Below are 24,356 nucleotides of genomic sequence, written 5' to 3'. Positions count from 1 at the left end.
GTAAGCCATATATATATTTTAATAACCAAAACCAGGGGAAAATTTATGTGCACGGCTATGACATTACAGACGAAAGAGGGAGAAGTGTTTTTCGGCAGGAATATGGATTTTTCATATGAAATCGAACCACACCTTTTTATAGTCCCTTCAGACTATCTATGGACCAATGCGCTGACCGGAATTCAGATGAGGGATTATTACCGATTTATTGGGATTGGTCAGGAGACAGATGGGCTTTTGGGCTTTTTCGACGGAGTAAATGAGAGAGGATTTGCTGCTGCAGCTCTTTATTTTGCTGGGTATGCAAAATATAAAGATCGGATAACCCCAAAGGATCCAACTCCGGTTGCTTCTTTTGAATTCCTTCATTATATATTGGGAGCCTGTACCTCTGTAAAAGATTTAAAAAAACTGGTTAATCAGGTAACCATAATTGGAATGGAGGACCCTGTTACCGGCACCGCGGCACCTCTCCACTGGATTGCAGTTGACCGGACTGGTGACTGTGCAGTAGTTGAGCAGACAGAGGCAGGGATTGCAGTTATCAATAATCCTGTTGGCGTTCTGGCAAACAGTCCGGACTTCCCATGGCATATGACCAATTTAAGGAATTATATGGAGGCGTCTCCACATCAGATGGATAAAGCGTGCTGGAGTGGTGTGAGGCTTACTCCATTTGGCCAGGCAGGTGGAACCAGGGCACTTCCGGGAGGTTATACCTCTCCGGACCGTTTCGTGCGGACCGCGTATTTCAAATCTTTTCTCCCGATGCCGCTAAACCGGAGGGAGGCAGTAGTATCCTGCTTTCACATCATGGAAGGCGTGACGATTCCTAAAGGGGCAGTGGTGACAGGCAGTGGTTCTTATGATTATACAAAGTATACTGCATTTATGAATACAGCATCCTGTGAGTATTATTTTAAAACCTATGACAGTCTTCAGGTGTGTGCTGCTGGGCTTTTTGATAAAAATACGGGCATTATACAGCCGGTGAATCTGGGATAAATGCTGCAGATACAAAAAAGGAACTGTCTGACGGCAGTTCCTTCAATATTAGTGATAAAAAAAGGGAGGAGAGCTGATAATAATCTTATCAGCTCATGTATTATGAAAAAAATCTTATAAGCTTATTTAATTACATTTTTATTATATCCATGAAACGTGAAGAAATCATGTTGTTTGTGTAAAAGCTTTTTGAATGAATTTGAAACAAAGTATGAACAGCTAGACAAAAACTTAAGGATTTGATAAAATACACACATATGTTAAACTTTATACAAGAAAGGGAAAAAACATGAAAAATCCTGTTATTACAATTACAATGGAGAACGGTGATGTGATAAAAGCAGAGCTTTACCCGGAAATCGCACCGAATACAGTGAATAATTTTATCAGTCTTGTTAAAAAAGGCTACTATGACGGACTGATTTTCCACAGAGTGATCAACGGCTTTATGATTCAGGGCGGATGCCCCCAGGGAACCGGAACCGGCGGTCCCGGATATTCCATTAAAGGAGAATTCAGCCAGAATGGTATTTCCAATACATTAAAGCATTCAGAGGGAGTTCTTTCCATGGCAAGAGCAATGCACCCGGATTCCGCAGGCTCACAGTTTTTTATCATGCATAAGGCAGCTCCTCACTTAGATGGCGCTTATACTGCATTTGGAAAAGTAATTGAAGGAATGGATATTGTCAATCAGATCGCAGATGTGAAAACGGATTACAATGACCGCCCGATGACGGAACAGAAGATTCAGTCAATGACGGCAGATACCTTTGGAGAAGAGTATCCACAACCGGAGACTTTATAAATTATGATATGGGAGCGGGAAATCACCTTTGAAGGGAAGAATTTCCGGGTTACCATATCAGACGAATATGAAGCCCTGCGCTCTGCTTTGGCAGAAGGCAGGGCTGTTATTGGTTTATGGGACCGGAACCGGGCGGACCAATGTCTTTCACCGGCATCTTACCTGGTGGAATCTTTGGCGGATATTACGCCTGAATTGCTTGAACGTGTTGTCAGAAGAAAGGAAGGGATTCCATGGCATATTACAGATACCAGACGTCTGCAGATCCGGGAGTTTGCAGCAGCGGATGCAGATGAAATGCTGCGGGAACCCGATGGAGGACGGGATGGTGCAGTATTTTGCAGCAGATTGTCGTTAGAAGATTATATCAGAAATCAGTATGGATTCTACGAATATGGGATTTGGGCTCTTTGCGACAGAGACAGTAAGATCATAGTCGGAAAAGCCGGTATTTTTAATCTGGATATCAGCGCAGATGAGGAGTTATATACTTTTATTAAAAAAAATGATACCCCTCTGGAACTGGGATATCATATTTTTACACCATATAGACGTCAGGGATATGCAAAAGAGGCCTGCCAGGCGATTTTAACATATACTGCATCCTCTATAACAGACAGAATCTACGCCAGGGTTCAGGAAGAAAACCGTGCCTCTGTCAGACTTTTGGAGAGTCTGGGTTTTCAGCTTACAGGCCGAATACGTAGCGGATCAGCTTCACCGCGTTGTCTGTACGAGTGGAATTGCTGATGATTCCCAGAATGGGATCTTCTATATCTAAGCCTGTCTTTTTTAAGAAATCCGTGCTGCCGATCCGGATACCGCATGCGATAGTTTCACCGGTCTCCTGGTTGGTCACCTCGTAAAGCTGGTCCTTCACCTTGTCATAGACATCAGGCGGAAGAGCCTCCTTTAAGTTTAAAAAGCCGCCCATTTCTCCAAAGTGATCGATACTGTCCTTTCTGCCGATCATCACATCAAGCTCTTTGCTGGTGATAAGTGCAGAAAGCTTAGCAAGCTCCGCATAGGTGAATTCTGTCATATCGGAGTTGCCAAAGCTTACAGTCATAGAGTGATCCACATCGATTTTCGTCTCGTCGGTCAGGCCGAGGTACTGACGAAAGCCCTGGTCAAAGTATTCGCCTGCCAGATCCTCCTGGCTGGTGGGATGGCTGTTTAGTATCACGCAGGAGAGAGCGGTTTCAAAACTGTTACTTCGGACTGCAGAGAAAATGGAGATAATAAGGGCAGCTGCCACTGCAGTTCCAATTATGGGTAATTTATAATATTCCCAGATGTACCACAGTCGGTCCTTTAAGTTCATGGTCTTTAACTTGTTTTTTTCTTCCTGCAGTGTGTCTTTTAATGATTTGTCTTCATAGGGGGTCATAGTCTGCGCCTCTTTCTGTTATTAATCCATATACTTTTTAGATTATATCACAGATTGATAAAATTTCCTCTATATATAAATATAAAAAATTGATGAAATGGAAGAGAATATTTGCTTTTTAAAACTAAATCCGCTATAATAATTTAGACGTTAACGAGAGAAGGGGAATAACATATGTTATCTGGTTTTTTTAATTATGATAATCCGGTCTGGCGTTTTATCGGCAAGTTCGGAGACCTTATTATTTTAAATGTTTTGTGGATTGTCTGCAGTCTGCCGGTTTTTACAATCGGAGCTTCTACTACTGCGGTGTATTATGTAACGATGAAGCTTGCAAGAGACGATGACGGCTATACCATCCGTTCCTTTTTTAAATCTTTTAAAGAAAATTTTAAACAGGCTACGCTGATCTGGCTGATCCTTCTTTTGGCAGGAGCTATTCTGGGAGTGGATTTATATTTCTTTGCCCGCCTTTTTAACGGTTCTTCCACGGTTAAGACTGTTATGCTGACGGTATTTCTGGCTATGGCACTGATCTATTTGGCTGTAGTTATGTATATTTTCCCGCTGCAATCAAGATTTTACAACCCAATCAAACGTACTTTTTTCAATGCATTCTTTATGTCTATCCGTCATTTATTCCGTACCATTGGAATGATTGTGATTGATGGTGTGCTTGTAGCAGCCGGTTTTGTATTTATGATACCGCCTGTGCTGATGATTTTCATGTTGTTTGGTTTCCCGTTGCTGGCATTTATCAATTCCTACATCTTATCACCGGTATTTAATCTTTATATGCCGAAGGAAGAGCGGACAGAGGAAGAAGAATTAAGGCCGCTGTTTGCTGATGAAAGTGAACCGGTAAGCAGTATTCTGATGGCGAAAGGTGATGAACAGCTTAAGAAGTCAGAAGATCAGGATAGAGCAAAAGAAGATATGACAGAATAATGAGAACATACACCGGTCCCTTGAATGATCCGCATGGGACCGGTTCTTTTTTTGATGGAAGGAACATTCAAAATTTGTACACGCTATGGACACAAAAAAAAGATATACTTAAGTCTTATATGAGATCTGTTTTGGAGGTGGAGTATGACCGAAGAAGAGTATTTGAGTTTTATTCAGCCCTATGAGGATGCGCTGAACAATATACAGGTAAGAGTAGATGTGCTGAATAAGGACTATCGGAGAAAAAAACTTAATTATCCCATTCATCATGTACAATACCGGTTGAAACAAAAAGAGAGCATTGAAAATAAGTTAATAAAAAACGGAAAGGCTCCTACCGTTGATTTGGCCAGAGAATGTCTGACTGATATTGCAGGAATCCGGGTAATCTGCTACTTTATCAGAGATATTTATGGAATCATCGGTCTGTTAAGAAGACAAACGGACATTGTTGTAATAAAGGAAAGTGACTACATTGAAAATCCTAAACCCAACGGGTACAGAAGCTATCACATCGTGTTTGGTGTTCCCGTTTATCATACAGATGGAATGGAGTACTTTCCGGTAGAGGTTCAGCTTCGCACCATGGCCATGGATTTATGGGCGAGTATGGAGCACAGAATCTGCTACAAGGGAGAAAAAAAGGCTGAGGTCGCTGCAGAGTTTATAAACTATGGAGCTGCGTTAAAGCAGATGGAGGAGGAAATGGAAGGATTTCTTTCTGATTAATGGACAGGAAAAACCCCGGCACTGTTTAGCCGGGGTTTTTGGAAGTATGATATATAAATATGAGGGAAAGCGAATTATTTATCCATACGGAATCCGTTGTAAGCGGACATGCCGTGTTCGTGCATATCCAGACCATCGATCTGTTCCTGGTCTGAGACTCTTAAGCCGAAGACTTTCTTGATTACAGTAAAGATAATGAATGCCATCACTGCTGCATAAACCAGTACAGCTGTAACACCGATTAACTGGGGAAGGAAGCTTACGCCTTCGCCGAATACACCAGTAAGAAGAGTACCGAGAAGACCGCAGCAGCCGTGTACGCCTACGGCACCAACCGGATCATCAATTTTAATAACTTTATCAATGAACTCAATTGCAAGAACAACAACCAGACCAGCAATTGCACCAATGATGATTGCTTCATACGGGGTTACCACGTCACAGCCAGCAGTGATAGCAACCAGACCAGCAAGGGATCCGTTTAAGGTCATGGATACATCGGGTTTCCCGTAACGCTTCCAGGTGAATAGCAAGGTTACCAAAGTGGAAGCGGCAGCAGCCAGGTTTGTTGTCATGGCGATATCACCCAGTGTTGTTGTAGCGGCAGTTGTAGAACCGCAGTTAAAACCAAACCAGCCGAACCAAAGTATAAATACGCCCAGAACGCCTAAAGGAATATTGTGTCCCGGAATTGCATTGGGAGTTCCGTCTTCATTGTATTTTCCAATACGAGGACCGACAATTTTTGCACCTACCAGGGCACATACACCGCCTACCATATGAACAGCGGTTGAACCTGCGAAATCATGGAAACCGATATCAGCCAGCCAGCCTCCGCCCCAGATCCAGTGTCCTGTTATGGGATAGACCAGTACGCTGATGCAGGCAGAATAGATCAGATAAGAAGAAAACTTGGTACGTTCCGCCATGGCACCGGATACGATTGTTGCGGCGGTTGCACAGAATACTGTATGGAAAATCATAAATACGGCAATGGGAAGACCGTTAAATAATCCGTCTGAATCTGCAAGAGAATAGGGATTGAAAAATCCGGAACCTCCAAGGATTCCTCCGATATTGTTTCCGAACATAAGAGGGAAACCAAGTAAAAAGAAGAAAAGAGAGCCAAGTACGAAGTCCATCATATTTTTCATGCAGATGTTTCCTGCATTCTTCGCTCTGGTAAAACCAGTTTCTACCAGTGCGAAACCAGCCTGCATAAAGTAGACTAAAATCGCGCCCAGCATCGTCCACATAATGTTTAGTAATAAAGTGGTGTTTTCCATAATTATAACTCCTCCTGAATTTTTATAATGGAATAGCTGGAATGTAGAATTAAAAGAGGATAACCGCTTTAAGAAAAGCAATTATCCTCTTTGATAATTTATATACATTCCATATTCAGTTAATTTTATTCCGGTTTAACTACAATGCTTCACGTCCATGCTCACCGGTTCGGATTCGTACTGCATCCTGAACATCGTATACAAATATTTTACCGTCGCCAAATGTACCGGTATTGATTTCTTCGACGACTGCCTTAACAATTGGATCAGCCAGTTCCTTTGGTACGACAGTCTCAACTTTGACTTTGGGGAGCAGGTTTACATTATACTTGGTACCACGGTACATCTGAGTATAACCTTTTTGGTTACCATAACCCATGACATTGCTGATCATAATACCATTTACTTTACAGCCTTCCAGTACAGCCTTAAGGTCTTCAAGTTTCTCTGGCTTAATGATAATTTCCAATTTTTTCATACAGCACTACCTCCTTGATTTAATAACAGCAAAAGAGAGCAGTTCCACTTTGGAACGCCCTCGTTCGTTATAACAACATTATACATGGATCCTGGAGATTGTCAAATAAAAATTTTTAATAGAAACAGCTTAAAATTTTATGAAAAGTTAACAAAAATTTAATGAAAGAAAGAATGGACAAAAGATTATAAAACACTTGTGCTTTTATGTACTTCGTTATATAATAAATACTGTATACAAAATAATAGAAAAATACAATCCGAAAACCAAAAAGTGAGGGATGTTTGCTTATGATAAGACATCTGGGATTAAAGGCCTATGGAAAGATCAATCTGGGTTTAGACGTATTAAGGAAGCGGGATGATGGTTACCATGAAGTTCGGATGATTATGCAGACCGTAGGTCTATATGATAAAATTGATATTTACTTAAAAGAAACACCGGGGATCGAGGTAATTACAAATTTATATTATTTGCCGGTCAACGAAAACAATCTGGTTTATAAAGCAGCCAAGCTTCTTATGGAAGAGTTTCATGTGCCCCATGGAATCCGCATACACTTAAAAAAATTTATTCCTGTTTCCGCAGGTATGGCAGGAGGGAGCAGCGATGCAGCAGCTGTTTTATTTGGCGTGAATAAGATGTTTCAGCTTGGGCTTACCAGAGAAGAACTGATGAAGCGGGGCGTTAAGATCGGTGCAGATGTTCCTTACTGCATCATGAGAGGAACGGCTCTTTCTGAAGGGATTGGAGAGATCCTGACCCCCCTTGCGGATATGCCTCAGTGCCAGGTGCTGATTGCTAAACCGTCAGTTAGTGTATCCACCAAGTTCGTATATGAGCATCTGAATCTGGCCGGTTTAAAAAAAGAAGACCATCCGGATATAGACGGTCTCATAGATGCGATTAAGAGCCGCAACATTTATCAGGTGTCTGAGCGCCTGGGGAATATATTGGAGACAGTTACTATCCCGGAATATCCTGTGATAGCAGACATAAAAGTGAAGCTGAAGGAGCTGGGTGCGGTTAATGCATTAATGAGTGGAAGCGGGCCTACCGTTTTCGGCATCTTTACCAATCCGATTGCAGCTTCAAACGCGTATGAGGAACTGCGTTATGGAGAAAGCAGAAATCTGGCGAAACAAGTATATTTAACGAATTTTTATAATACCAAGGAGGTACCCCATGGGTAATGATCTAAAAGTCAATATGAATGAATATCTGCCGCTTCGTGATGTGGTGTTTAATACTTTAAGGCAGGCAATATTAAAAGGAGAGCTGGCACCAGGCGAACGTCTGATGGAGATTCAGCTTGCCGAACGCCTGGGAGTAAGCCGTACACCCATCAGGGAGGCGATCCGTAAACTGGAGCTGGAAGGCCTGGTTCTCATGATTCCAAGAAAAGGCGCTGAAGTAGCTAAGATATCAGAGAAAAGTCTAAGGGATGTACTGGAGGTCAGAAGATCGCTGGAGGAGCTGGCGATCGAGCTTGCCTGCCAGCGAATGACACCTGAGGAGGTTGCAGAGCTGGAGATGAAGCAGGATCTGTTCCGCGACGCAGTACTCAATGGAAGACCTATGGATATAGCGGAAACAGATGAGGCGTACCATGATGTAATCTATAAGGGAACCTGCAACGACAGACTGATACAGATGATCAATAATTTAAGAGAGCAGATGTACCGGTACCGTCTGGAGTATATCAAGGATGAGGACAAACGGCAGGTATTATTGCTGGAGCATGACCACATACTAAAGGCAGTAAGACAGCGCAGAGTGGAAGAAGCCAAAGTAGCTATGCGTGAACATATCGACAATCAGGAAATCACAGTGTCCAAGAATATAAAGGGACAGGATTAGAAAGAAGAATGGTATGACATTTAAAGAAAAATATCTGGCCGGTGAAATCGAATTTGAGTTAATTGATGATTATATTGAGGAATGGAATAACAGCACGACTCCAGACACACTTGCGAAGTTCCTGGGACTGAATGAAGAGGAAGAGGACTTGTGGATTGAGGAAAGTGATGAAGCATTAAAAGAATTTCTGGACAGTAATAAATAAACTAAACTGAAAAATTATTAAATAAGTATAACCTTTCTTGACAAGGTGACAGTGTGTCATTATAATGATGACATGTTGTCACTTTTTTTAGTTAATACATAATACATGCGGAATAAGAATGGAAATGAGGTGTAAGGATGCCTACGGAGCGGTTTTATAATCTTCCGGCGGAGAAAAAGAAATTAATACGGGATGCTGCAACCGAGGAGTTTATCAGAGTGCCCTTTGAAAAGGCTTCAATTAATAAGATAATAAAAAGCGCAGGAATATCAAGAGGAAGTTTTTATACTTATTTTGTGGATAAGCGGGATGTGCTGGGATATATTTTTGAAGATGCCGGTGATAATTTTCAGGAGTCTTGGGTCAGATGTGCAGAGAAAAGTAATGGTGATTTATGGAAGACGGCGGAGATATTTCTAGGGTACTCTATTAATAATACACAAGAAAGGGTATTAAGGCTGGTTGAAAATATTCTTGATAGTGAAAAACTTTTCGGTGTGATACATAATTTATGCCGGGGAAAAAAGGATAAACAGTCTGAATTACGTGAGGTAATGTATCGTTGTATTGATACGTCAAATTTTAGGTATTCCGATATTGAAACTTTTGGAAGACTTGTTTCCATGATTCTTTTTGAACTTGCCCGCTGTATGGGCTGGTATTACCATCATCCGGAAGATGAAGAAAAAATTAAGAAAATATTTCAGGAAAAATTAGAGATATTACAATATGGAATTCGAAAAATCTAATTAAAATCATATTATGACTGAAAGGATAATAGGGAGCTTGATATGACAAAGAAGAAAATATTTATAATCGCAGGAGCAGTCGTACTGGTTGCTGTTCTCGCAGGGCTTGTACTTCCAAAGATTTTAAATGGAAGCAAAGAAGAGCTGGTAGCAGAGGAACCACCGGTAGTAACAGCCCAGAAGCCACAGATCCGGTCCATAGAAATCAGCAATGAACTGATTGGTACCATAGAACCGGACAGTATTGTTCAGGTAACACCCCTTGACTCAGGAGAAGTTACAAGTGTAGCAGTGAAGACCGGGGATACAGTGACAGCAGGCCAGCTTCTCTGCGTCATTGACACAAAAAAGGTAGAAAGTACCCGTATTGCCATGGAGACCTCCAGAATTACATATGAGGATGCAAAGAAGAATCTAGACCGTTATACAGTCCTTCATGCTGCAGGAGATGTTTCTGATGCTGATTATCAATCCACTGCGGATAAGGTTGAAATCTCCAGACTTCAATATGAAAATGCTAAGATTTCCTATAACCTCCAGCTGGAAAGCAGTCAGGTGACTGCACCTATTTCCGGTAAAGTGGAAAGCTTCAATATCAGTATTCACGATATGATTTCACCCCAGACGCCTATCTGCGTAATTTCAGGAGATGGCGGCAAATCCCTGACATTCTATGTATCTGAACGAATTGTAAACGGACTGAAAACCGGTGATTCCATTCGGGTTGAGAAAAATGGTACCGATCATGAGGCAGCCATAACAGAAGTAAGCACCATGGTTGACAGCAGCAGCGGATTATTTAAAGTGAAGGCTTCTATTCCTTCCGGGGATAATCTTGCCACAGGAACCTCTGTTAAACTTTATGTAACGGCTCAGAAAGCAGAGAATGTGCTTACGGTTCCGGTTGACTGCATTTATTATGATGCTGGTAACCCATTTATTTATACATATTCCGAAGGAACCTTGAAAAAAAATGCAGTAACCATCGGCCTGACAAACAATGAATATGCAGAAGTCCAGTCCGGCATCACCGCAGATGACCAGGTAATTGTGACCTGGACCAGCGAATTGTATGACGGCTCTAAAGTGACTTTAGCAGAAGAGAATACAGAAGGCGATGGAACCGAGGTAGAGACTTCTGCTTCTGCACAATAAGGAGGCGGTACAATGGGAATTACAAAATTTGTTTTAAAGCGGCCCATAACTGCCGTATTAGCTGTTTTATGCCTTCTGGTATTCGGTTTATCTTCTGTTTTTTCTGCGAAGATGGAACTGATCCCGGAAATGAATTTCCCCATGCTGTTAGTCACATCTACTTATGTGGGAGCAAGCCCGGAAGATGTCAACGATCTGGTTACAAAGCCGATTGAAGAATCAGTAGGTACTCTTTCCGGTATTAAAAACGTTCAGTCCAGTTCTCAGCAGAATATTTCCATCGTGTACATGGAATACAATTATGGAACTGATATGAACAAGGCATATAATGATTTAAAAAAGAAAATGGATAGTCTGGATCTTCCAAAGGATGCAGAAAAGCCGTCCATTATGGAATTTAACATCAATGATATGCCGTCCATGACTCTGTCTGTGAACGATCCCTCACAGAGTAATTTATACAATTATGTAAATGATAAGATCGTACCTGAGCTTGAGAAAATAACTTCTGTTGCCAGTGTCAACATCAGCGGAGGAGAAGAGGGATATGTAAGAGTTACCCTTTCACCAGAGAAGATGAATCAGTATCATCTTAGTATGGATTCCATCGGTCAGGCGATCAAGGCTGCAGATTTCACTTATCCTGCGGGAAATACCGGAGTGGGAAAAAGAGATTTATCTGTCAGTACCGGAGTGGAAGTTAAGACGGTGGAAAGTCTGAAAAAAGTACCGGTTGTAGTCAGTCAGGGAAAGACGATTTACATGGAGGATATTGCAGACATCTCCGAAACTTCTCAGAAGAAAAAGGCGATCGGCCGGTATAATGGAGAGGATACTATCACATTATCCATTAACAAGCAGCAGAAAAACAGTGCGGTTGATGTCTCCAGATCTGTTAATAAAACAATTACTTCTTTAAAAAATGAGAATCCAAATCTTGATATTGTTGTAGTAGACGATAACAGTGAGCAGATAACCAGCGCGCTTAACAGTGTTAAGAATACCATGATTATGGCTGTTATTATTTCCATGATCATTATATTCCTCTTTTTTGGAGATATTAAAGCGTCACTGATTGTCGGCAGTTCCATACCGGTATCCATTCTGGTATCACTGATTATGATGTCAGCCATGGGCTTTTCTTTAAACGTAATTACCATGAGCAGTATCGTGTTGGGAGTCGGAATGATGGTGGATAACTCCATCGTTGTGTTGGAAAGCTGTTTCCGATCTCAGAAAGGAACAGGATTCCGGGAATATTTATCAGCAGCCATGGAAGGAACAGGACTTGTCATACAGTCCATTCTCGGAGGTACGTTAACAACCTGCGTGGTATTTATTCCGCTGGCATTCTTAGAAGGTCTGACGGGTCAGATGTTTAAACCCCTCGGATATACCATCGTATTTTGTATGCTGGCCTCCTTTGTTTCAGCAATAACGGTTGTACCTTTATGTTACAGCAGGTTCTGCCCTTCAGAAAGACAGAATTCTCCTATGGGAGGAATTGTTAAGACCCTTCAGAATGGTTATAGAAAGGTAGTCGGAGCACTGTTAAAAAGACGGGCACTTGTCATGATTCTGTCCGTATTACTGCTTCTGTCATCATTTGTATTTGCAACAAAGCTTGGGTTTGAATTAATGCCTTCTGTAGATCAGGGTACGATTTCCATTACTGCAAAGATGAAGCCGGGTCTGAAAGTTGAAGAAGCGGATCAGCTATTAAAAAAGCTGGAGACGATCGTTACCAGTGAGCCAGATTTAAAATCCTACATGGTCAGCTATGGCGGAGGCGAGCTCAGCTTCAGCGGCGGTACCAATGGTTCTTTAACCGCCTATTTAAAGAGTGACAGAACGCTTACGACCGATCAGGTTGTTAATAAATGGAAAAAGGCAATGAACCAGATTCCGGACTGTAATGTCACTGTGAAATCAACCTCCAGTGTAAGCCAGACGGGAGGCAGCAGCAGCGATTTTGAGGTAATTCTTCAAAGTGCCCAGCTGGATCTGTTAAAGCAGACGTCTGATCAGATGGTTGCTGAATTAAGCGGCCGCCCGGAGATGATTAAGGTACATTCTGATCTTGAGAATGCAGCCCCTGTTATAAAAGTAAGTGTTGATCCCATTAAGGCGGCTGCGGAAGGAGTTGCTCCTGCGACAGTGGGAGGTCTGCTGAACGGAATGTTAAGCGGGGTGAAAGCAACAACCATGGATGTTGACGGACAGAATGTAGATGTTAAGGTTGAATATCCGGAGGGTACCTATGATACTCTGGAAAAGGTTGAGGGCGTTACTGTGCCTAATAGTTCAGGAGGCTCCGCTGCTCTGACGGATATCGCCAGCATTGGTTACGAAGACAGCCCAACTGCGATTAACAGAAAAAACAAGCAGTACCAGGTTACTATAACTGGTTCCTTTACCGACGTTATTAAGACAAAGAAAGAGAAAGCAGCAGCAATTAAAGACCTTGACAGTAAAGTTGTAAGTAAATATTTAAACGACAGGGTCTCCCGGGCGAAAAACAGCGAAGACGAATCCATGCAGGAAGAATTCGGGAATCTGGTAAAAGCCATTCTCATCGCTGCATTCTTAATCTTTGTGGTAATGGCAGCTCAGTTTGAATCACCTAAATTCTCATTCATGGTTATGACCACCATACCGTTCAGCTTGATTGGATCCTTTGCCTGTCTGATGGCGGCAGATGTTAAGATCAGTATGCCATCGCTTCTTGGATTTTTAATGCTGATTGGAACGGTAGTAAACGCCGGTATTCTTTATGTGGATACGGTTAACCAGTATCGTGCCACCATGGATAAGAATACTGCTCTGATTGAAGCAGGAGCTACCAGACTCCGTCCCATACTTATGACAACTCTGACAACCATTGTATCCATGATTCCAATGGCGTTGGGAATCGGACGCAACACAGAGACCATGCAGGGACTTGCGCTTGTTAATGTGGGTGGTCTGGCTGCATCTACCATATTATCAATGCTTATGCTGCCGATTTATTATTCTCTGATGAGCGGAAAGGTTGACACTACCCAGCTGCCGGATTAAATACTGCGGGAGGGGGAACCCGTTTTAGCTATGTATGATGGAAGAATGTGGTTTCCCACCCTTTGACAGCCTGTGATATGATAATAGAAGAACATAGTATATAAATTCCAGTTAAGGAGGATATAGGATGAGAAAATGGAAACAGACCGGAGCATTTGTTCTTGCTGCTGTTTTAGCTTTCTCCGGACCGGCATCAACAGCCTGGGCCGGAAGTCCGGAATTTGCCAGGACTTCTGAGGAGTGGGAGAAGCTTAGAGATAATGTAATGGAATATGGAGAACTGAAAGATTTAATACATGAATATAATGTGACGGTAAAGAAAAATCAGATTGATATTAATGATAAGAAAAAAGACGACCGGGTTACCAGTGATGAGTATGCCGACTATTACCGGGATGCTGCAGACAGTGCACGCAGTAACATTGCGGGAGATGATCCGGTTGCAGATGCCAACAATTCAGTAGCGGCAAGAAAGGCAGAGGAACAGGCAGATAGAAACGTGGAGGATTTGACGGTATATCAGCTTACTTATGACCAGGAAGAAGCCAATCTGGTGGCAACTGCGAAAAACTCTATGATTTCCTATTTTCAGCAAAAATATGAGCTGGAAACATTAAAAGACAATCTGGAACTGTTACAGGCACTTTACCAGTCTGTGCAGGTAAAGCAGGGCGCGGGATTGGTAACTCAGACAGATGTGCTTGATGCATTGCAGAAAGTACAGGATACCCAGTCCTCTATTGAAAAACAGACCGCCTCCATTGAGCAGACAAGACAGAAGCTTTGTATTATGCTGGGCTGGAAGTACAATGATTCTCCCGAAATCAGGAACATCCCTGAGGTGGATATGGCTCAGATTGAAGCCATGAATCCGGATGCAGACAGGGAAAATGCTTTAAATAACAACTATACTCTGAAAATCAATAAGCAGAAGCTGGCCAATGCAACTGCAGACGTAACAAAAGACACTCTGAACCGGACGATCGCCAGCAACGAACAGAATATCAGTACAGATCTGGTGAAAAGCTATCAGGAAGTACTGCAGGCGAAGGCTGCATACGACCAGTCAGTTACAGAATTCAATCTGGAAAGTAAAAATATGGAAGCTGCCGAAAGAAAAGTTTCAGTTGGCAGTATGAGCCAGCTGGATTACAGAAAACAGAAGAATGCCTTCATTACAAAGTCGAATGGCGTACACACCGCACAGCTTGCATTGTTTCAGTCTGTTCAGACTTACCATAATGCGGTGAACGGTCTGGCTTCGACGGGAGGCTGATGATATGAGAAAAAAATGGATATCACCGGTTTTGCTTGCTGTCATGCTTTCAATAACAATGGCGTTTCCGGCACTTGCAGCAGGCCCGGGACAGACAGAAGATCCCATACCGGAGGAAGTAACACAGGAGCAGTGGAACAGGCTGAATGATCAGACGATTGAATTCGATGAGCTGGGGGATCTGGTAAGATATTTTAATCCTACCATGAAGAATGCAGAGGTCTCGTACTCTACGGCGGTAGATGATTATCAATATGTCTATGACAAGATGAGACGGCAGATTAAAGATCTTCAGGATAATGCAGATGAGATTAAAGAGTCTGGAGCAATTAACACTCCTGGTGGCGCAGACCAGTATCTTGCTTTAAACATTGGGATTGGGACTCTGAAAGTAAAAGCGAAAATGGGAAAGAAAATTCTGGATTACATGAATCGTTCGGATTCATCTGCAAGAGCTGATATAGATAAAGGGATTAAGACATTTACCTACTATGCAGATCAGACAATGATTGGGTATAATAGTGCATTGGTAAGCCGTTCAATGGTTGAAAAGGTGGTAGAATTAAGTAATGCTGCATACGAGGCTCAGAAATTAAGCGCAGGTCTTGGGCTGGCTACAGAAGCAGATATATTATCTGCTCAAAAAGATCTGCTGTCTGCCCAGGGATCTCTTTTGAAAATCAACAGCACAATTGATAATTTAAGCAGTTCCTTGTGCCTGATGACTGGATACTCTGCGGATACATCACCTGCAATCGGAGGACTTCCCCAGCTTACCGACGAGATGATATCGGCTCTGAATCTGGAAGAAGATACCCAAAAGGCAGTCTCCAATAATTATGATGTTATTTCTGAACGTCATATCTCTTCCGGGAAAACCACAACCGGAATGAAAAATAAAGATGATTATGTATCAGAGGCAGAGCAGAATATAATCGTTACCATGCAGGCGTATTATCAGGAAATTCTTCAGTCAAAAACAGCTTATGAGGCAGCGAATACCGCATTCCAGAAAGCTACACTGGAAAAGGAGAAGGCAGACCGTTCCTATAATCTGAAAATGCTGAGCAAAATCCAGTATCTTCAGGCCCAGATGGCCTACTTAAAGGCACAGGGGGAAAAGGAGAGTGCATACAACACCTTCTACCAGGCATATAACACCTATCAGTGGGCTGTTGATGGTATTATTTTGGACTCGGCAAAGTAACTTCTTTTTTGCCGGCAGCTAACAGATCCAAAACTTTAAGCCGAACATGGATTTTTAATGGTTCTTTTCTTAATTTTAAATAATCGGATTCATCGATGGAGTGCTCCAGAATCTTTTTTGAAGTATCTGGTACCACTGCATAGGATGAATCTGTAAAACAGAGCGGAGGATAGAGGACGCACCACCAGTTGTGTCCTTTTCCTTCGCCTATTTTTACTCTCACTGCTTCATACGTTCCGCAGGGGAATACCATATCCCCGTAAACTTTTGTTGGAAAGTAACTATAGGTCAGCTCCATATGTGCGGGATAATTAAATCCCAGTTTCTTCATGTAGTTTTCTGCTTTTTTCTCCAGAATAAATTCGTGGGAGCGGATATAGGTTTTTGTCTCTTCCAGTGATGCCTTTTCGCCAAGGTCTTCATATATTGAATTGAGAAGCATGGTCCGTACCTTCAACTTTAAATTCTGATCTCTGGTGCTGTTACTGTTTGCAAGAACATGAAACCGCAGGATTTCAGGGGCAATCCGGGCGGCGAGGGCTTCGTCGTCAGATCTGTCATGTGCCAGTGTAAGTAATAAGGCGATGAGCAGACAGGTAATACATAAGAATAAATCACGTTTCTGTTTCATGGGGTTCCTCCTTTTTTCTGGAATCTATTTGTAATTGTAACCATATGTGCTATAATATAAACGCTGTAAATCAAGATTTTTTTAAGGAGATTGGAATGAGTAAAAAAACTGCGGTTGTGTTATTCGGCGGACAGTCATCGGAGCATGTTGTTTCCTGTATGTCGGTTGTTAATGTCATAGACCATATAAATAAAGACAAATATGATCTGCTTTTGATCGGAATCACAGAGGAAGGCCATTGGATTAAGACAGAGTCTGTAAAGGAAATCAGAGACGAATCATGGAGAGAGGGGAAAATCAGAGCCGTCCTTTCCCCTGACGCAGGTATGAAAGGCGTGCTGTTACTGGATGGGGAAAGAATAGAGCTTGTTAAAGCTGACGTGGTATTTCCAGTGCTTCACGGTCTTTTAGGGGAGGATGGCACAGTCCAGGGTCTTCTGGAGCTATCCGGAATTCCCTATGTGGGCTGCGGCGTTTTATCCTCTGCCGTTTCCATGGATAAATTATATACGAAGATTATTGTGGATGACCTGGGTGTCCGGCAGGCTGCATATGTACCGGTTATGCGTCATCAGCTGAAGGAGATGGATGAGATAACTGCCAGAGTGGAAGCAAGTTTTTCGTATCCGGTATTTGTAAAACCCTCCAATGCAGGGTCCTCCAAGGGCGTCAGCCGTGCTGCGGACCGGAAGGAACTGGAGACAGCCTTATTGGAAGCAGCCAGACATGACCGTAAGATTCTGGTGGAAGAGATGATTGTTGGCAGGGAGATTGAATGTGCCGTTCTGGGCGGAGGCAATCAGCCGGTTACAGTCTCAGGGGTAGGAGAGATCCTTGCTGCAGCGCAGTTTTACGATTTTGATGCAAAGTATCACAATGCAGACTCAAAAACGGTTCTTGATCCGGAATTGCCGGAGGGTGCCACGGAGCAGGTGAGAGAAGCAGCGAAGGCTGTATTTCAGGCAGTAGATGGCTGTGGGCTTGCAAGAGTGGATTTTTTTGTAAAAAAAGATGGAACTGTAATATTTAACGAGATCAACACCATGCCGGGATTTACGGCAATCAGCATGTATCCCATGCTTTGGGAGACAGCAGGAATTAGCAAGGATGAGCTTGTGGACCGTCTGATGGAAGACGCGATGAGAAGATTTGATGATTAAGGAGCAGATGGTATGGCAGACAGAAATTCTCCCATTGGAGTGTTTGATTCCGGCGTAGGCGGACTTACGGTAGCGAGAGAAATTATGAGGCAGATGCCGGATGAAAAAATCGTTTATTTCGGAGATACGGCGAGGGTTCCTTATGGAAACAAATCGTGCAGTACAGTAATCCGTTTTACCAGGCAGATCATACGTTTTCTGATGACACAGGATGTAAAGGCTATCGTAATCGCCTGTAATACTGCGACTGCCTGTGCGCTGGAAACAGTGGAGAATGATTTGGATATTCCTATTCTGGGTGTGATTCATGCAGGAGCAAGAACAGCGATCGAGTCAACAAAGAATGGAAAGATTGGGATCATTGGTACGGAAGGTACCATAAGAAGTGGGGTATACTCCCGGGTAATAAAAGAAATGCGGGAAGACATTGAAGTTACGGGAAAGCCGTGTCCGCTTCTGGTTCCTCTTGTGGAGGAAGGGTTGCTTCACGATTCCGTTACCGATGAAATCGCATCCAGATATTTAAGTGAATTAAAAGGCAAATATATTGATACACTTGTACTTGGATGCACTCATTATCCGCTTCTTCGTTCCACTGTGGGAAGACTGATGGGACCGGAAGTGACATTGGTAAATCCAGCCTATGAAACGGCTTTAGAATTAAAGCAGGTATTAGAGGAACAGGGACTGATTTGTGACCCTGATAACGGCAGCAGCATAGATAAATATCATTTTTATGTCAGCGATCTGGCAGAAAAATTTACGAGTTTTGCAGCTTCCATTCTCCCAGGTCAGGTGAAAGAGACGAGACAAATTAATATAGAAGAGTTCTAAAGGAGTTATATACTATGACAAGAGACGTTCTGATCAGTATCAGCGGCGCACAGATTGTGGAAAATGATAATCAGGCCATGGAAATGATCACAAGAGGTGATTATTTTATGAAAAACGGCAATCATTATATTATTTATGATGAGGTTCAGGAGGGGCTGGAAGGTGTTACCAAGAATACCATAAAGATCCACCCTGCCGGAATGGATATTATAAAGCGAGGAGGCACCAGCGTCCATATGACCTTTGAAAAGGAAAAGAAAAACATTTCCTGTTATGCAACGCCATTTGGAGAGCTGATGATCGGGATCAGAACCAATGATATCAGGATTGCGGAGGAAGAGGATCGCTTAAAGGTTCAGGTGGATTATTCTCTGGATATCAATTACCAGCATGTTTCGGAATGTAATATTATGTTGGAGGTATGCTCGAAGGATGCTGCCAATATTCATCTTTTGAGTTAAAAAAATAAACTGCCCCTGCAAGTTGGATTTTTGGTCTGACTTGTGGGGGCAGTTTATTTCCGTATACATTCTCGATCAGAAAATTGTATCCTTAACAAGGGGGATCGCTCCGTATTTTCCCAATAGGTAGTCCTTGGAGAAGCTGGCATCCGACCGGACTTTAATATCTGCCAATGTGTAAAGCTTTGACTCTCCGTATTGGTTAATATCTGTAAAAGCCACCTCATCACGGCGGAATTGCTGGTTATTTAAAATTGAAATATCGTGAGTGGAAAAAATAAGCTGCACATTCTTGTTGGATTCCTGTTGAAACGAATCAACGATAAATTTGGTTACTGCAGGGTGAAATTCACTGGAGATACTGTCCGCCATCAGGATTCCACCGTTCTGGTTCAGCTCATATATTCTTAAAAACATGAACAGATTTTTCAGCGTACCGGAAGAGATATCTGTTAAATCCATATACCGGACATATGGCTGTTTATTTGTCCGGGACATGGTAAGATATCCAAGTTTTGGAATACCTTTATCAACAATTACATTCTCTACCGGGATACCAAGCTTACGAAGCTGGCACAGACTGAAATTGACCGCTTCCGGATTTTCCAATATTTTAAACATCATTCCATCCATCAGCGTATTGCCAAGAATCTGAAACAGTTCCAGATCATCAAAATAGTAATAAATTTTGGTGGAAAAAAAATTCTCAAAAGGCTTCATAATTGCAATTATCTCCGGTGTATTCAGGGACGATAAAATAGAACAGAACAGCCGGTTGTCATGGGGGCGGATACCTGATTTCAAACGCATACATTTTTCGTAGTGACGGCCATAGGCCAGCTTTGATGCTGTACGGGAAAATACCAGATGGTTATCCACTGTTAAGTGTTCTGATATAATGTTTTGGGAGCAGATGGAAAAACCATATTCATAAATTTTGCCGTTACTGATAAATGATATATCCATCTCTGTGGGAGAGACCTCCGGATTGTCTTGACGAAAGGGAATAATCTTGTCCATGGAATTCATCTGTAAAAGGTTGAGGAAGCGGTTTTTGTAAGATGCCTGTGATGGGAACAGCTGCCAGAATATCAGGGAGTGAAAACTGGCAAAGGCAAGAAATAAATTGGTTTTACCGCTTGAATTGGGACCATAAACAGCCAGTGTTTTTATCAGCTTCTGGTTGCTGATTGGAATTAAGTGGTCAGGAAGTTCTTTGTAGGTGACCGCTCTCATATTAATAAATGTCTCGTCCAAAAAGGAACGGAAGTTTTTAAATCGAAAAGAGATTAGCATTACATTTTATCCTCCTTTTTGAAATTATATCGCAAAAATTGGAAAAAAGAAATAAAGAATAACAAAAAAATGCACTCACCATGTGATAATTTCGTCAAGCAGCTGTTGCTGCTCCTGGCTGGAGCGGGTAAGATAGATTCTGGTTGTCTCGATGCTTTCGTGACCCATTAAATCCGCAAGAAGTGAAATATCATTATTGCGGGCCAGAAAATTCTTTGCAAAACGGTGCCGGAATGAATGAGGGTAGACTGTATCGGGATCTATTCCATAACGGGTGGCGAGATGTTTCAGCTGATAATTAATACCTCGGGGGGTAATCAGATTTCCTCCTTTATTCAAAAAAAGAAAGCCGCTTCGGATTCCGCTGTCCAGGCACCATGTAAGAGCTTCTTCACAGAGTGAGTCGGGAAAATAAATACGGCGTATTTTCCCTCCTTTGGAATATAAATCTAAATAACCAAGCTTCAGGTGCTCTTCTTTTATCTGAATCAGTTCGCTGACCCGGGCTCCTGTAGCAGCAAGGAAGCGTACTATAAAGTACCAGAAATAATTCTTCTCTTTTTTCAGCTTCTCCTTAAAAGTTTCATAATCTTCATTGGATATCACAGTATCCAGAAACGTTTTTTGCTGCACTTTTACAGAAGGAAGATGGTAGGATGACAATAGAATGGAATCCTCTTCATTCGTCTCCGCCAGATAACGGGAAAAATGGTTGATGGCATAAATCCGCTGGTTCACAGTTGCAGGCCGAAAACGCGGGATCAGATAGCTTTTATATTGCTGGAGATTTTCAGGCGTAACTTCTTTGAACAAGGTGAAAAAAAGTCTTACACTGCCTGCATAGGCGGTGATGGAATTGCCTGATAAATTCTTTTTTTTTAGATATTTTTTAAAGTCATTTAATAAGTCATCATTAAACATAATTTTTACCAATTCACAATCTGATTTACAATCTGTTTTTGTTCTGTACTGCTTCTATGCAGATAAATTCTCGTAGTTTCGATGCTTTCATGGCCCAGAATATCAGATAGCATGGAAATATCTCCACATTTCTCAATAAAATTCTTAGCAAATCTATGGCGGAAGGAGTGAGGGTAGACGACCTTCGGATCCAGTCCGTATAAAACGGTGAATTTTTTCAACTGTCCCCGTATGCCGGCTGGAGTGATAGGTTCGCCGTAGCGGTTCAAAAAAATATAGCCGCTGACACGGTTGATCTGACTCAGCCATTTAAGTGCTTCCACACGCAGATTTTTTGGGAAGTAAACTCTTCGTATTTTATTATCTTTGGAGTAGATATCCATGTATCCGCATTTTACATGTTCCACTTTTGCCATTACAAGTTCACTGACGCGCACTCCGGTAGCGGCTATAAACCGTACCACAAAATAGTACAGCATATTTCCATCCCGGATGAGGCAGCTTTTCAGATATTCATAGTCCGCCTGACTGATAATGTTCTCCAGAAATGTTTTCTGCTGGATGCGTATCATCAGCATCTTGGAGGTAGAAAGTTTTAAAGATTCCATATAACAATTCAGCGCCCGGATCCTTAAATTTACTGTCTGCGGTTTGTAGTGCTCCATCAAATAACACTTATAAAGCATCAGATTGTCATGGCTGATTACATGATAACGTTCAAGAAACTGTCTGACTGCAAATAAATATACGTGGATAGTATTCACAGACATATTGTTGACTTTTAAATATTCCTGGAAATCCTCCAGGCTCTGATCGACGACGCTTTTGTTCTCTTTTGAAATTTCATTCGTACTTTTTTCGTTCGTCATATTCTTCCATCTCCTTCTGGGATCAATCAATAAACAGTTTAACACAAGTATATAAACTGTTTATAAAAAAATCAAGAAAAATTCGAAAAAATAGTAAAAATAAAGCATAAATAGCATGTAAATATGGGCTTACTTTCGATAATTTCCAATATTAGAAGTATAATGGTTTTGTGATGCAATTAGGAATTTCACCTAAAATATTTCAAAAAGAAAAAAAGGAGAGTGCATTAATTATGAGAAAGCAGACTAAATTAGTTGCTGTATTATCTACAGCAGCACTGCTGGCATTAGGTGCGTCCATGTCTTCTTTTGCAGCTACCGGCTGGCAGGAAGAAAACGGTACATGGGTGTACTACAACAGAAGCGGAGATAAAGAAACCGAGAAGTGGGCAAAGTCTGGTGACAACTGGTTCTACTTAAATGACAGCGGCGAGATGGCTACCGATATTATTGTTGAATACAATGATGATTACTATTATGTAGATGAAAACGGGGCTATGGTAAACAACAAATGGGTATCCATGGAGAATGATAACTATGACGGCGGTGACGATGATGAAGAACCTGTAAATCACTGGTACTATTTCGGATCAAATGGTAAAGCTTACAAGAGTTCTACCAGTAGTGATAATGCTTCCTTCAAAAGTATTAATGGCAAAGAGTATATCTTTGACGATGATGGAAAGATGCTTTACGGCTGGGTCAACAACGATGGTGAAAGAGAAACCGGCGATGACGCATGGAAAGAGGGAATTTATTACTGCGGCAAAGAAAATGACGGCGCTAAAACCATCGGGTGGGCAAACATTAATATTAAAGACAGTGATTATGACGATGCCGGAAAAGATGGCAACGGAAGAGTTTCCAGTCATAATATATTTGATGATGAAGAACAGGAGCGTTGGTTCTGGTTCAAGAACAATGGTAAGAAGCAGACAAATAAAGACGGAAAAACCATCAACGGCAAGAAATACAGCTTTGATGAGTGGGGCCGTATGAATGCAGAATGGATTCTCTGGGATGCAGCTGCAACAACTTCAAAAGCAACTGCTGCTACAGCTTCTTCCGGTCAGGGCGCCAATGATTACACCAGAGAATGGAGATATTTCGGCTCTCCTGAAGATGGAGCAAGATTAACCAAGGGTTGGTTTAAAGTTGTACCAGATGAGAATCTTCATTTAGAGAAATATAATGATGATGAGGATTATTGGTATTATTCAGACAACGATGGACAGCTGGTTGCCGGTGAAATCAAAACCATTAATGGCAAAAAGTACGCGTTTGATTCAAATGGAAGAATGAAGAGCGGTATGAAATTCTATAAATTTGAGGATAACAACCCTAATAAAGATATTGTTAACATTATTGATGATGATGATGATGATTTCCCATTTGATACAAAAGACCGTTTCAAGGACAATGCAAATTACTGGCTGGATCAAGGCTACTACTTATATAACTTCGGCAGTGGAAGCGATGGATCCATGAAGACAAATAAGCAGAATGTTGAAATTGACGGTGAATCTTTCAACTTCTTCTTTAACAAGTCCGGTACTTTTAAGGGTGCAGGCAAGACAGGCGTTGATGATAACAAGTACTATATGGCCGGTATGCTTTTAAAGGCAGATAAAGATGATAAGTACTCTGTAGTTAAAATCAAAGAGACAAAAGAAGACGGAGTTACAAAGACAAGATACAGCATTCTTGATACAGACGAGTTCATGGAAGATCTGGAGAAAGAAGGCAAGGCAAGTGCTGATGGCAAGAGCTGGCTTGTAAAAGATAACGCTATGTTGTCTTCCAAAGACAAATATGACGAATATTATAAGGTTAACTCCGACGCGGCTAAAAAAGCCGGAATTACCTATAAGCTTGTGAATACCTCTGGTACTGTTCAGAAGAATAAACACAAAGCAAAAGATGGCAGTGACCGCTGCTATGATCAGAAGGGAAATGATATCGTATCTCTCTACGTAGAAAGCTAATTGAGCTCTGATAAAGATATTATATAAACCTATGGCGGAAAATTTC

Annotated in this window: 24 protein-coding genes; 17 read left to right on the top strand and 7 right to left on the bottom strand. The window is 41.8% G+C overall.

All coding sequences use genetic code 11. The features are described 5' to 3' along the window. Positions 1-57 precede the first annotated feature (57 nt). The 3 genes from RZO55_RS13440 (at position 58) to RZO55_RS13430 (ending at position 2,563) form a co-directional block, all read left to right on the top strand. Entirely contained in the window at positions 58-1,005 is a 948-nt protein-coding gene (locus RZO55_RS13440) for a choloylglycine hydrolase family protein (RefSeq protein ID WP_336624294.1), read from the top strand. 289 nt (positions 1,006-1,294) lie between these two features. Next, complete coding sequence (locus tag RZO55_RS13435; protein WP_318064784.1) at positions 1,295-1,813, top strand: peptidylprolyl isomerase; 519 nt, start codon at positions 1,295-1,297, stop codon at positions 1,811-1,813. 3 nt (positions 1,814-1,816) lie between these two features. Continuing rightward, positions 1,817-2,563: a GNAT family N-acetyltransferase gene (locus RZO55_RS13430; protein WP_318064783.1), complete on the top strand. Its 747-nt coding sequence runs from the start codon at positions 1,817-1,819 to the stop codon at positions 2,561-2,563. Here RZO55_RS13430 and RZO55_RS13425 read toward each other — a convergent pair. Continuing rightward, entirely contained in the window at positions 2,502-3,203 is a 702-nt protein-coding gene (locus RZO55_RS13425; protein WP_318064782.1) for a hypothetical protein, read from the bottom strand. The genes RZO55_RS13430 and RZO55_RS13425 overlap by 62 nt on opposite strands. 174 nt (positions 3,204-3,377) lie before the next feature. Between RZO55_RS13425 and RZO55_RS13420 the strand changes: the two genes are divergently transcribed. Beyond that, positions 3,378-4,151: a YesL family protein gene (locus RZO55_RS13420; RefSeq protein WP_318064781.1), complete on the top strand. Its 774-nt coding sequence runs from the start codon at positions 3,378-3,380 to the stop codon at positions 4,149-4,151. 144 nt (positions 4,152-4,295) lie between these two features. Further along, positions 4,296-4,880 carry a GTP pyrophosphokinase gene (locus RZO55_RS13415; RefSeq protein WP_318064780.1) on the top strand — a complete coding sequence of 195 codons (585 nt, stop codon included), beginning with the start codon at positions 4,296-4,298 and terminating at the stop codon, positions 4,878-4,880. A gap of 74 nt (positions 4,881-4,954) precedes the next feature. On the opposite strand, the gene RZO55_RS13410 is transcribed toward RZO55_RS13415, so the two are convergent. Beyond that, the gene (locus tag RZO55_RS13410) at positions 4,955-6,166 is read right to left on the bottom strand and encodes an ammonium transporter (protein ID WP_318064779.1); all 1,212 of its coding nucleotides are present in this window, start codon (positions 6,164-6,166) and stop codon (positions 4,955-4,957) included. A 139-nt stretch (positions 6,167-6,305) separates the two neighbouring features. Beyond that, positions 6,306-6,644, bottom strand: a complete 339-nt coding sequence (locus RZO55_RS13405) for a P-II family nitrogen regulator (protein WP_318064778.1) — start codon at positions 6,642-6,644, stop codon at positions 6,306-6,308. Positions 6,645-6,934: 290 nt separating this feature from the next. On the opposite strand from RZO55_RS13405, the gene ispE reads away from it, so the two are divergent. From ispE to RZO55_RS13365, 8 genes are all read left to right on the top strand, one after another. Next, positions 6,935-7,837: a 4-(cytidine 5'-diphospho)-2-C-methyl-D-erythritol kinase gene (gene ispE, locus RZO55_RS13400; protein ID WP_318064777.1), complete on the top strand. Its 903-nt coding sequence runs from the start codon at positions 6,935-6,937 to the stop codon at positions 7,835-7,837. After that, positions 7,830-8,504 carry a GntR family transcriptional regulator gene (locus RZO55_RS13395; protein ID WP_097002577.1) on the top strand — a complete coding sequence of 225 codons (675 nt, stop codon included), beginning with the start codon at positions 7,830-7,832 and terminating at the stop codon, positions 8,502-8,504. The genes ispE and RZO55_RS13395 overlap by 8 nt, the downstream gene beginning before the upstream one ends. A gap of 13 nt (positions 8,505-8,517) precedes the next feature. Continuing rightward, positions 8,518-8,709: a hypothetical protein gene (locus RZO55_RS13390; RefSeq protein ID WP_318064776.1), complete on the top strand. Its 192-nt coding sequence runs from the start codon at positions 8,518-8,520 to the stop codon at positions 8,707-8,709. Between the two features lie 137 nt (positions 8,710-8,846). Further along, positions 8,847-9,458, top strand: a complete 612-nt coding sequence (locus tag RZO55_RS13385) for a TetR/AcrR family transcriptional regulator (protein ID WP_318064775.1) — start codon at positions 8,847-8,849, stop codon at positions 9,456-9,458. A 42-nt stretch (positions 9,459-9,500) separates the two neighbouring features. Beyond that, entirely contained in the window at positions 9,501-10,613 is a 1,113-nt protein-coding gene (locus tag RZO55_RS13380) for an efflux RND transporter periplasmic adaptor subunit (RefSeq protein ID WP_318064774.1), read from the top strand. 12 nt (positions 10,614-10,625) lie between these two features. Then, a complete protein-coding gene (locus tag RZO55_RS13375; RefSeq protein WP_318064773.1) occupies positions 10,626-13,670 on the top strand; it encodes an efflux RND transporter permease subunit in 3,045 nt (1,014 codons plus the stop codon). A gap of 127 nt (positions 13,671-13,797) precedes the next feature. After that, on the top strand, positions 13,798-14,946 hold the full coding sequence (locus RZO55_RS13370) for a TolC family protein (protein WP_318064772.1): 1,149 nt from the start codon (positions 13,798-13,800) through the stop codon (positions 14,944-14,946). 4 nt (positions 14,947-14,950) lie between these two features. After that, a complete protein-coding gene (locus RZO55_RS13365; RefSeq protein ID WP_318064771.1) occupies positions 14,951-16,153 on the top strand; it encodes a TolC family protein in 1,203 nt (400 codons plus the stop codon). On the opposite strand, the gene spoIIR is transcribed toward RZO55_RS13365, so the two are convergent. After that, complete coding sequence (gene spoIIR / locus RZO55_RS13360; RefSeq protein WP_318064770.1) at positions 16,131-16,784, bottom strand: stage II sporulation protein R; 654 nt, start codon at positions 16,782-16,784, stop codon at positions 16,131-16,133. The two genes, RZO55_RS13365 and spoIIR, sit on opposite strands and share 23 nt — an antisense overlap. A gap of 95 nt (positions 16,785-16,879) precedes the next feature. Between spoIIR and RZO55_RS13355 the strand changes: the two genes are divergently transcribed. From RZO55_RS13355 to RZO55_RS13345, 3 genes are read left to right on the top strand one after another with little or no spacing between them, the layout of a single operon-like run. Beyond that, positions 16,880-17,944, top strand: a complete 1,065-nt coding sequence (locus RZO55_RS13355) for a D-alanine--D-alanine ligase family protein (RefSeq protein ID WP_318064769.1) — start codon at positions 16,880-16,882, stop codon at positions 17,942-17,944. Positions 17,945-17,956: 12 nt separating this feature from the next. Beyond that, positions 17,957-18,778, top strand: a complete 822-nt coding sequence (gene murI, locus RZO55_RS13350) for a glutamate racemase (RefSeq protein ID WP_318064768.1) — start codon at positions 17,957-17,959, stop codon at positions 18,776-18,778. Positions 18,779-18,792: 14 nt separating this feature from the next. Continuing rightward, complete coding sequence (locus tag RZO55_RS13345; RefSeq protein WP_318064767.1) at positions 18,793-19,239, top strand: YwiB family protein; 447 nt, start codon at positions 18,793-18,795, stop codon at positions 19,237-19,239. Positions 19,240-19,314: 75 nt separating this feature from the next. On the opposite strand, the gene RZO55_RS13340 is transcribed toward RZO55_RS13345, so the two are convergent. The 3 genes from RZO55_RS13340 to RZO55_RS13330 all read right to left on the bottom strand — a co-directional run bounded on the left by RZO55_RS13340 (position 19,315) and on the right by RZO55_RS13330 (position 22,325). Continuing rightward, on the bottom strand, positions 19,315-20,535 hold the full coding sequence (locus tag RZO55_RS13340) for an AAA family ATPase (protein WP_318064766.1): 1,221 nt from the start codon (positions 20,533-20,535) through the stop codon (positions 19,315-19,317). 75 nt (positions 20,536-20,610) lie between these two features. After that, entirely contained in the window at positions 20,611-21,456 is an 846-nt protein-coding gene (locus tag RZO55_RS13335; protein ID WP_318064765.1) for a tyrosine-type recombinase/integrase, read from the bottom strand. 5 nt (positions 21,457-21,461) lie between these two features. Further along, positions 21,462-22,325, bottom strand: a complete 864-nt coding sequence (locus RZO55_RS13330) for a tyrosine-type recombinase/integrase (RefSeq protein WP_318064764.1) — start codon at positions 22,323-22,325, stop codon at positions 21,462-21,464. Between the two features lie 233 nt (positions 22,326-22,558). Between RZO55_RS13330 and RZO55_RS13325 the strand changes: the two genes are divergently transcribed. Further along, entirely contained in the window at positions 22,559-24,310 is a 1,752-nt protein-coding gene (locus tag RZO55_RS13325; protein WP_318064763.1) for a cell wall-binding protein, read from the top strand. The last annotated feature ends 46 nt before the right edge of the window (positions 24,311-24,356 follow it).

It is taken from the genome of Clostridium boliviensis, from assembly GCF_033342255.1.
Taxonomy (GTDB): Bacteria; Bacillota; Clostridia; order Lachnospirales; family Lachnospiraceae; genus Lacrimispora; species Lacrimispora boliviensis.
Note: the sequence above shows the minus strand (reverse complement) of the source record. Positions and strands in the feature narration are given on the sequence as shown.